This window comes from Falsiroseomonas oryzae (assembly GCF_027856955.1).
GTDB classification, from domain to species: domain Bacteria; phylum Pseudomonadota; class Alphaproteobacteria; order Acetobacterales; family Acetobacteraceae; genus Falsiroseomonas; species Falsiroseomonas oryzae.
Genome location: NZ_JAPSMD010000643.1, coordinates 1 through 2,302, shown reverse-complemented (window position 1 = coordinate 2,302; position 2,302 = coordinate 1). Strand labels below are relative to the sequence as shown.

Annotated in this window: 1 protein-coding gene; it reads right to left on the bottom strand. The window is 75.9% G+C overall.

What is annotated here, in order from left to right:
* On the bottom strand, positions 1-2,302 hold a 2,302-nt coding region (locus OZN99_RS30040), incomplete at both ends, for an alpha-2-macroglobulin family protein (protein WP_270938880.1).

Sequence of the window (2,302 nt, the reverse complement as noted above, 5' to 3'; positions counted from 1 at the left end):
AGCGTCGTGTTCGGCGTCGCGCGCGCGCCGGTCGCCAGCGACTGCGCCAGCCGCGCCGGCCCCGCCAGCTCGATCGCGCCGCTCGCGGTCAGCGTCGCGACGACCTCGCCGGCCGGCAGCTCGACGTTGTGCAGCAGCACCGGCAGCCGCGCCTCGTCGCCGGGTGCGAGGAAGCGCGGCAGCAGCGCCTCCGCCACCACCGCCTCGCGCACGGTCATCGGCTTCGACGCCGCGCCGATCCGCGCGCCGTCCCACGCCACCACCATCAACCGCAGCTCGCCGGCGAAGTCCGGCAGGTCGAGCGGTACGCGCGCCATGCCATCGGGCCCGACGCGCACCACGCCGCTGAACAGCGCGACCAGGCGCTGCGGGATCTCGAGCATCGCCGCGCCGCCATCGTCGCCGCCCTGCCGCAGCACGCCGGCCTCGCCTTCCGCCGGCGCGATCAGCCGCCCGTAGTCGTCGCGGATGTCGAGCCCCAGCCGCCGCCGCGCGAGGAAATGCTGCACCGGATCGGGCGAGCGGAAATTGGTGATCCGCAGGATGCCCTCGTCCACCGCCGCCAGCGTCAGCATGGCGGTGCCGGAAGTCGCGCCGGCGATGTGCACCGGCACCTCCACCCGCGTGTTCGGCCGCGCGAGGTCGGGCGATTCGATCGCCACCTCCATCCGCCGCGCCGCCGGATCCAGCCCGATCCAGGCCAGCCCCAGCGCGCGCCCCGGCCTGCCCGCGGGCGACTGCCCGGCGCGGAACACCGTCACCGCAACATGCGCGCCCGGCCCCCAGGCGGCGTCCACCGGCAGCTCGATCTCGGTGCCGGCCTCCGGCACCTCGATGTCGCGCAGCGACACCAGGCGTTCAGTCAGCACCGCCACCGAAGCACGCCCCGCGAAGGGCGGCGTGATGCGTACTCGGGCAACCTCGCCCGGCGCATAGCCGCGACGGTCTGCCGCGAGGTCCACGCGATCCGGCACCTCCGGGCTCTCCGCGCCCGCCCAGCCCGAGCGGAAGCGGTAGGACGCAATCGCCAGCCCGCCGGGCTCCGTCACCTCGATGCGGTAGCGGCCGAAGGGCAGGTTGCGGGCGAAGCGCGCGGGCGCGTTCGGCGCGACGCGGATCTCCGTGCTGTCCACCGGCTCGTCGCGCCACACCGTCTCGTAGCGCGCCACGCGCTCGCGCAGCACGATCCGCCAGTCCGGCCTCTCCCGCACCAGGCGCAGGCGCAGCGTGGCGGCGATGGCGGCACCGTCCGGGTTCACCGCCGCGACGTCGAAGGCGGCTTCCGCATTCGCGTCCACCGCATCGCCCTGGAAGGCCGGGCGGATCGCCAGCAGCGTGCCGCGCGCACGCACCGGCAGCGAGAAGCGCGTGCCGCTCGCCCGCCCGCCCGGCTCGTCCAGCATCACGCTCACATCGGCCTTCACCGGCCGCGTGCTGTCCGGCGCATTCGGCAGCAGCAGGGTCAGCGTGCTGCGGCCCTGCGCATCCGTCTCCGGCACCTCGAAGCTCTGCAGGTCGGGCGCGAAGCTCTCGTCGGCCAGCCCGAAGCGCCAGCCCCGCCAGGCCTCGAAGGGCTCGGGATCCAGAGAGAGGCGCAGCTCCGCCATCCCCGTCAGCCCCGCGCCGGGCGCGCCGTAGAGGAAGCGCGCGGTCACCGGCACCTCCAGCGGCTGCCCGCCCACCAGCGGCCCCGGCACCGGCCCGGCATTCACCTCCAGCCGCTCCGGCACGAAGGCATCCACCCGGAACGTCGCTGTCCCGATCGGCGCGGCATCCGGATCGGCCAGCACCTCCACCGTCCAGGCGCCGACCGGCGCGCCGGCGGAAAGCTGCACCGGCACCACGAAGGCGGCGCCGCCGACGCGCTCCGGCACGCCCTGCCAGAACACCTGCCCGTTCGGCCGCAGCACGCGCAGCCGCGCCGGGATCTCCGCCGGCTGCCCGCCGGAATCGCGCAGCAGCGCGGAGACCTGCACCGTCTCGCCCGGGCGGTAGATGCCGCGGTCCAGCCAGACGAAGGCGTCCAGCGGCCCCGGATGCGGCCTGCCCGCCGCGCCGCGGTCCGAGAGGTCGAAGGCCGCCGTCTCCAGGTCCAGCGCGACGAAGTCGTCGCCCAGGAAGGCGTGCAGCGCAGCCGGCGCCTGCGCCCCCTCGCCGCGCAGCAGCGCCGCGTTGAAGCGCACCAGGCCCTGCGCATCCGCCACGGCCTCGCCCAGGATGTCGTTGCTGCGCGCCAGCAGCGCCACGCGCGCGCCGGGCCGCACCGCGGCGTCCGAGAAGCCGCGGACCTGCGCCGCCAGCC